This is a genomic window from Methylophaga sp. UBA4204 (genome assembly GCF_002379485.1).
GTDB lineage: Bacteria > Pseudomonadota > Gammaproteobacteria > Nitrosococcales > Methylophagaceae > Methylophaga.
This window is the reverse complement of the sequence record NZ_DFTU01000007.1, coordinates 50,055-56,277: the sequence shown is the minus strand read 5'-3', so window position 1 is coordinate 56,277 and position 6,223 is coordinate 50,055. Positions and strand designations below refer to the sequence as shown.

The window sequence follows — 6,223 nt, the reverse complement described above, 5'->3', positions numbered from 1 at the left end:
GCGTTAAGAGAACAGCAGATCGCCACCGTACCATCAGAGCTAAAAGTGGAAAAACGCACCAATCCATTTTTGCGGTGTGATGATGCCGCAATAAAAAAAGCGGCTGAAGCTTACGCTGATCAGCCGCTTGATTCGCCTTTGGCGGTATTTAAGGTATTACGCGCCTGGAAGGATGATTTCTAGGCTGATTCATCTTTTTTAGTCTGGCTTGATTCATTGGCAGCATCTACATTATTAAAATGCACATCCATTTGTGGATAGGGAATACTGATGCCGTTTGCATCAAACGCCAGTTTGATGGTTTCGATCAGATCTGCTCTTACTGTGGCCAGATCCGATGCGTTAACCCATGGCCAGACATTGAAAGTAATGCTGCTATCGCCCAGTTCGGCCACACGGATAATCGGCTCGGGATCGTTAAGCACCAATTCATGCCCCGTGACGATATCGGTGATGATTTGTTTGGCTTTGAGCAAATCATCGTCATATCCGATACCAAACACCATATCAATGCGGCGGGTATCTCGGGCTGAGTAGTTGGTAATAACACCTGCATAGATATTGCCATTGGGCACAATCACTTCACGGTTATCCGGTGTTCGCATCACAGTGTTGAAGATAGTGATTTGCTCAACAATACCGAGTACGCCAGCAACCTCTACAAAGTGACCAATTCTGAATGGTCGATACATGATCAACATTACGCCGGCAGCAAAATTCTGTAATGAATCCTTTAGCGCCAATCCCACAGCTAAGCCGGCAGCACCCAGTACGGCTATCATCGAGGTGGTGTTTACACCCAATTGATCCAAGGCCGCAATCAACACAAACAGCAACAATAGGATATTAATGATCGAGCTGGAAAAATTAATCAGGATCGGATCAATATTGGCCCGGACCATAATTTTTCGAGACAGCTTCACTAACCAGCTAACCACTGTGCGACCCACAATGACAATGACAGCGGCAAAGAAAATATTCAGCAGAATGTCACCAATGACGCTGCCTGTTCCGGTTTCCATGTTATCTCCTCTTTTGAATGGTTTTGACGATATCTTGAATTAATTTTGGTCCCTGATAAATCAGACCACTATAAATTTGTATCAGTTGAGCACCCGCTTCCAGCTTTTGCATCGCATCTTCTGCGCTCATAATGCCACCAGCAGCAATGATCGGCATATCAGCCGGTAAAGCCTGTCGGAATTGTCGAACAATTTCTGTCGATTTGGCAAATACCGGTTTACCACTCAAGCCACCAGCTTCATCAGCGTGAGCCAAGCCTGCGACAGCTTCGCGGGAAAGCGTTGTATTGGTGGCAATCACGGCATCAATCCCGACCCGGCTGAAACATTCAGACAGTTGCTGAACTTCTTCCAGGGTTAAATCCGGTGCAACTTTGACCGCCATCGGCACATAACGCTGAAATTCTTCCGCAAGTTCCGCCTGACGATTTTTCAAAGCGCTCAGAAGATTATCCAGTGCTTCGCCAAATTGCAGATTACGTAAACCGGGAGTATTAGGAGATGAGATATTGATAGTGATGTAATCGGCATGAGGATAAGATTTTTCCAATCCTATCAAATAGTCATTCAGCGCTTTATCAACCGGCGTATCAACGTTTTTGCCAATATTGATACCAATAATTGCATCAGTTTGAGCGGCCTGAACTTGTTCCAGTAAATGATCTACACCAAGGTTATTAAAGCCCATTCGGTTAATAATCGCCTGTGCTTCTGGAAGTCGAAAAAGTCTGGGTTTGGCATTACCCGGTTGAGGTCGAGGTGTCACAGTACCCACTTCAATAAAACCAAAACCTAATACAGATAAAGCTTCCAGGTAGTCAGCGTTTTTATCAAGACCTGCAGCTAACCCCACTGGATTAGGAAAACGTAATCCCATTACATGCACCGGTACCGTCGGCATTTTGGGCATTAGCAGCCTCAACAATCCAGACATTTCCATCCACTTCAGGCTGTTCATGCCCAGATGATGTGATGTTTCAGCATCCAGTTTAAACATCAAATTTCGTAGCAGCGGATACATACAAATCAAGCCTTCATTGTTATTTGGTAGCCCGTAAATTTACGGATATTTAAAACGCCTTTATCCATAATCAGATATTGCCCTTTTATGCCTAATAATTTACCGGCAATTTCAGGTGTTTTATCAAAATTCATAGAACTGACTTTTTCTGGATATTGCTGCACAGGGTAGCTTATTTCCAGGGTTTTTCCATCTGTCAGTGTGGTGATGGCATCCTCACCCAACTCCTGCTGTAAAAGCCGGATTTGATCGGCACATTCAGCCTGTAATTGATCACGCTGCTCTGCCAGATCAATTGTGTCAGCAGGGCCGCGCAACATTTTTCGCCAGTCAGTGCGATCCGAAACATGATTTTTAAACAGGACTTCAACCAAACCGGAATGATAACGGCTACTCACTCGAAAAATGGGCAACGCCTGGGTTGCTCCCTGATCCAGCCAGCGTGTCGGCATTTGCGAAATTCGGGTAATACCCACTTTGATCCCTGAACTATTCGCCAGATAAACAATATGGTCCTGCATACACACCTGAACACCCCACTCAGGTTCACGACAGGTCCCTTGAGCAAAGTGACATAACTCAGGTTTCATAAAGCATAAATCACATTGCGCCAGTTTTTGTGAGCAGGGAAAACAGAACCCACCACTATAGCTTTTCTTGGTCATTCGCTGGCAGTTCTGGCAACGAATCTCACCCGCATAAATCAGCTGTATATTCGTTCCAATAAGTGGATTCATCGGGATCTGATGTTCACCCAAAATCATTTGATAATTTACTGGCCCATCAGTTTCCGGCAGGGTCGCCTGCATCTTGTTTAGTTGTCCTGCAAATTCTGTCACGTAGCGAAACCTTTAATTTCAAATTAGAGGATAGTTTAACGTAGCAGGACAGCCAGACCTATCCACTGTCAGGTATTTATTCAAAAGGCTCAATTCATCACTGTTCTATAAATGTTATTGCGCTTTAGCAGAAGTAGCTTTGAAAAATAAACAAGCACTCAGGAATTGACGTTGAAATAAGGAGAATTCAGGTGCGGGCAGAAACAACCGGGCAGTTAAAGACTGGTCTTTAACCGTTTATTCCGGTATATATTGAGCACAATTATGTGCTTACGACATTATGATAAACCTTTATGTTAAAAACTAAAAATCGTCTATGGCCCCTGTTTGCAGTGCTTTCGGTACTCTTCGCTGGCTGTAGCACAACCCCCAAACATACTGAAACTGTCAGCGCAGAACCGTCTCAGAAAACCTCTCATGGTCCATTAACAAAACACACCAACTGGAAAAAAAATCAGCTGACACAGCTGAGTCCACTGGATTTGGATTTATCGGTGCTTGAAGATTCGGAAATTGATCCTAAAGTCACTGATGTCTGGCAACGTATTCGTAATGGTTATCAACTGGCTGAATATCAGGATCTGGATCCGGAAACTCAAAGTCGCCTTACCTGGTTTGCCAACCATCCAGATTATTTCAACAAAGTTGTCGAACGTGCTCGACCCTATCTTTTTTACATTGTTGAAGAACTTGAAAGTCGCGATATGCCGTTGGAAATTGCTTTATTGCCAATTATTGAAAGCGGTTACCAGCCTTTTGCACTCTCATCTGGACAAGCGGCCGGTATCTGGCAATTTATTCCGGCTACTGGCCGTGTATTTGGACTGGAACAGAACTGGTGGTATGACGGTCGCCGTGATGTTATTCAATCCACCAATGCGGCCCTGGACTATCTGCAAAAGTTACATAACGACTTTAACGATTGGGAACTTGCCATAGCCGCTTACAATGCCGGTGAAGGTACAGTAGGTCGTGCCATCAAACGTAACAGAGAAGCCGGTTTACCGACTGACTTCTGGTCGCTGGAGTTGCCTGCAGAAACCACAGCTTATGTACCTAAATTATTGGCCGTAGCAGAATTGGTAAAACAACCTGCTCAATATGACTTACAACTGTCGCCAGTGGCCAACAAACCCTATTTGAGCGTAGTAAATGTCGGTAGCCAGATTGATTTATCTCTCGCTGCCAATCTGGCAGATATCACACTTGATGAGCTTTATCTGTTAAACCCGGGCTTTAATCGCTGGGCAACGGCACCACAAGGCCCCCATGAACTGGTACTGCCTTCGACCAAAGCAAGTGCATTTGAAACAGCATTAATGGATATTCCGGAAAAAGATCTGCTACGCTGGAAACGCCATGAAGTAAAACCCGGAGAGTCACTGAGCAAAATCGCCGCAATGCATCACACGACGGTTGCTGAGCTGAAAAAAGCGAATAAAATTAACAGCAATTTTATCCGTGCTGGAGCTCACCTGTTAATACCTGTTTCCACTGCTCTGGCTGATGAAGCTGAGGCAAATGCTCTGGCGAAACAGAAATTGCAGCAGGGGAAAAAATTTAATTATTCGGTCAAAGCGGGTGATACCTGGTGGAACATTGCCAAAGCGCATACTGTTGATGTGTTTGAATTAACCCAATGGAATAAAAAAACCCCTTCGGATGTTTTACATTCAGGCCAGCAATTGATTATCTGGCAACCCACTCAAACTGTTTCTAAGCTAAAAGCCATCAATTACACTATTCGTAATGGTGACTCACTTTGGACCATTTCACGTAAGTTTAATGTTACGGTGGATAAAGTTAAGGAATGGAATGGTTTAAGTGATCGCACTTTATTGCAGCCAGGACAAAAACTGACCTTGTACGTCGATCCAACTATCCAGATCAGCCATAGTTAATCGTGTTACACATCGCGCTCTATGAGCCTGAAATCCCGCCCAATACCGGTAATATTATCCGACTATGCGCCAACACAGGTGCACAACTGCATCTGATTGAGCCACTGGCTTTTGTTTTGGATGATAAACGTCTGAGAAGAGCAGGACTGGACTATCATGAATTTGCACCGGTAAAAGTGCATGCTGATTTTGCAGCATTTCAACAATGGCAGCAAAATCGACCTTTGTTTGCCTGCACCACTAAGGCGAAACAGTTTCACCATCAGGCAACCTTTATCGATGAAAGTATTCTGCTGTTTGGTCCCGAGTCACGTGGATTGCCAGCAACGCTATTGGACAACTTGCCTGATAGGCAGAAAATTCGGATCCCGATGTATCCAGAAAGCCGCAGCCTGAATCTTTCCAATGCTACGGCCATTATTCTGTATGAAGCCTGGCGACAGCTGGACTATAACGGAGCGGTATAAAATACCGCTCCTGATTTTAGATTTCTATTTTCTATTGAGCCGGACTAATCTTGCGTGGCCCTTCCTTAAGTGGGATTGAGCTGGTTTGTTTTCCTTGCTGTAAATCAATAATCGATAATGAGTTACTAAACCAATTAATGATGTAAGCATGCTGTTGATCCTTTGATAGCTCAACACTTTCCGGCATTTTTTCGGTTTTGATCGTCTGCGTTATTTGCAGACTTACCGCATCAAACTCCACCAGCGTGTTGTCATTCTGATTCACAACATAAAACTGCTTTCCGTCATCGCTCACCGTAACACCATACGGCGCTTTACCCGGTTGGAGATCAGCAATTTTTTCATAGGTTTTCGTGTCAATTACTGTCAGCGAATTATCTTTCACGCAAGTAACGTACAGATGACCATTAATTGGATTAAAGGCAACTGCATAAGGACGCTCACCCGTTTCTATGGTTGCATGCAGGTCCGGCGTATCAGCATCAAGCACCATTACAGAATTGCTTTCACGGTTTGCCACAAACACCTTGCGTCCATCGGGATCTATTGCGATCCCGGCAGGGCTCTCCCCAACCGCAAGTAGGTCCACCAATTGCCTGCTGGTAGTGTTAATCACTAATAATGCATTTCTGGACCAGTCCGTCACAAAAAGTTGAGACTTTTGGCTATCAAGCACCATAGCAAAAGGCTGACCACCTGTTTTTATCTCATGGATCAATTCAAAACTATTCAAATCAATTACTGACAATTTGCCTTGCTCAGGATGTGAGAGATAAATAGCGTCATTGGATTTATCGACAGCAACCATTACCGGACCACTAGAAACCTCTACCGCTTTTGTTATTTCATCTGTTTTTGAATCAAATAGAGAAAGATGATTCCCGGACTGGCTGCTGATATAAAAATCGTCAGCCAGTGCTACAGCAGGGAATATTCCCAGGCAAAAAACAATTGGTTTAATGGACATCACTGA

General features: G+C 44.3%; 7 protein-coding genes. 3 read left to right on the top strand and 4 right to left on the bottom strand.

Features of this window, described 5'->3' with window-relative positions; all coding sequences use genetic code 11:
• Positions 1 to 183 (top strand): hydroxyacylglutathione hydrolase C-terminal domain-containing protein (locus B3182_RS01100; protein ID WP_292751188.1); only part of this gene is annotated, 183 nt, incomplete at its 5' end.
• On the opposite strand, the gene B3182_RS01095 is transcribed toward B3182_RS01100, so the two are convergent.
• The 3 genes from B3182_RS01095 to B3182_RS01085 are packed head-to-tail and all read right to left on the bottom strand — an operon-like array spanning position 180 to position 2,852.
• Entirely contained in the window at positions 180 to 1,022 is an 843-nt protein-coding gene (locus tag B3182_RS01095) for a mechanosensitive ion channel family protein (RefSeq protein WP_292354540.1), read from the bottom strand. The two genes, B3182_RS01100 and B3182_RS01095, sit on opposite strands and share 4 nt — an antisense overlap.
• A 1-nt stretch (position 1,023) precedes the next feature.
• Complete coding sequence (locus B3182_RS01090) at positions 1,024 to 2,043, bottom strand: quinone-dependent dihydroorotate dehydrogenase (RefSeq protein ID WP_292354538.1); 1,020 nt, start codon at positions 2,041 to 2,043, stop codon at positions 1,024 to 1,026.
• A 5-nt stretch (positions 2,044 to 2,048) separates the two neighbouring features.
• Positions 2,049 to 2,852, bottom strand: a complete 804-nt coding sequence (locus B3182_RS01085) for a DUF2797 domain-containing protein (protein ID WP_292354686.1) — start codon at positions 2,850 to 2,852, stop codon at positions 2,049 to 2,051.
• Positions 2,853 to 3,175: 323 nt separating this feature from the next.
• On the opposite strand from B3182_RS01085, the gene B3182_RS01080 reads away from it, so the two are divergent.
• A complete protein-coding gene (locus B3182_RS01080) occupies positions 3,176 to 4,783 on the top strand; it encodes a LysM peptidoglycan-binding domain-containing protein (RefSeq protein ID WP_292354536.1) in 1,608 nt (535 codons plus the stop codon).
• A gap of 2 nt (positions 4,784 to 4,785) precedes the next feature.
• On the top strand, positions 4,786 to 5,250 hold the full coding sequence (trmL, locus tag B3182_RS01075; protein WP_292354534.1) for a tRNA (uridine(34)/cytosine(34)/5-carboxymethylaminomethyluridine(34)-2'-O)-methyltransferase TrmL: 465 nt from the start codon (positions 4,786 to 4,788) through the stop codon (positions 5,248 to 5,250).
• A 31-nt stretch (positions 5,251 to 5,281) separates the two neighbouring features.
• On the opposite strand, the gene B3182_RS01070 is transcribed toward trmL, so the two are convergent.
• On the bottom strand, positions 5,282 to 6,217 hold the full coding sequence (locus tag B3182_RS01070) for a YncE family protein (protein ID WP_292354532.1): 936 nt from the start codon (positions 6,215 to 6,217) through the stop codon (positions 5,282 to 5,284).
• Between the last annotated feature and the right edge of the window lie 6 nt (positions 6,218 to 6,223).

What these genes read in the sequence shown, in the direction of transcription:
- B3182_RS01090 (WP_292354538.1), bottom strand. Translation starts at nt 2,043, where the DNA reads ATGTATCCGCTGCTACGAAATTTGATGTTTAAACTGGATGCTGAAACA.
- B3182_RS01070 (WP_292354532.1), bottom strand. Translation starts at nt 6,217, where the DNA reads ATGTCCATTAAACCAATTGTTTTTTGCCTGGGAATATTCCCTGCTGTA.
- B3182_RS01095 (WP_292354540.1), bottom strand. Translation starts at nt 1,022, where the DNA reads ATGGAAACCGGAACAGGCAGCGTCATTGGTGACATTCTGCTGAATATT.
- B3182_RS01085 (WP_292354686.1), bottom strand. Translation starts at nt 2,852, where the DNA reads ATGCAGGCGACCCTGCCGGAAACTGATGGGCCAGTAAATTATCAAATG.
- B3182_RS01080 (WP_292354536.1), top strand. Translation starts at nt 3,176, where the DNA reads ATGTTAAAAACTAAAAATCGTCTATGGCCCCTGTTTGCAGTGCTTTCG.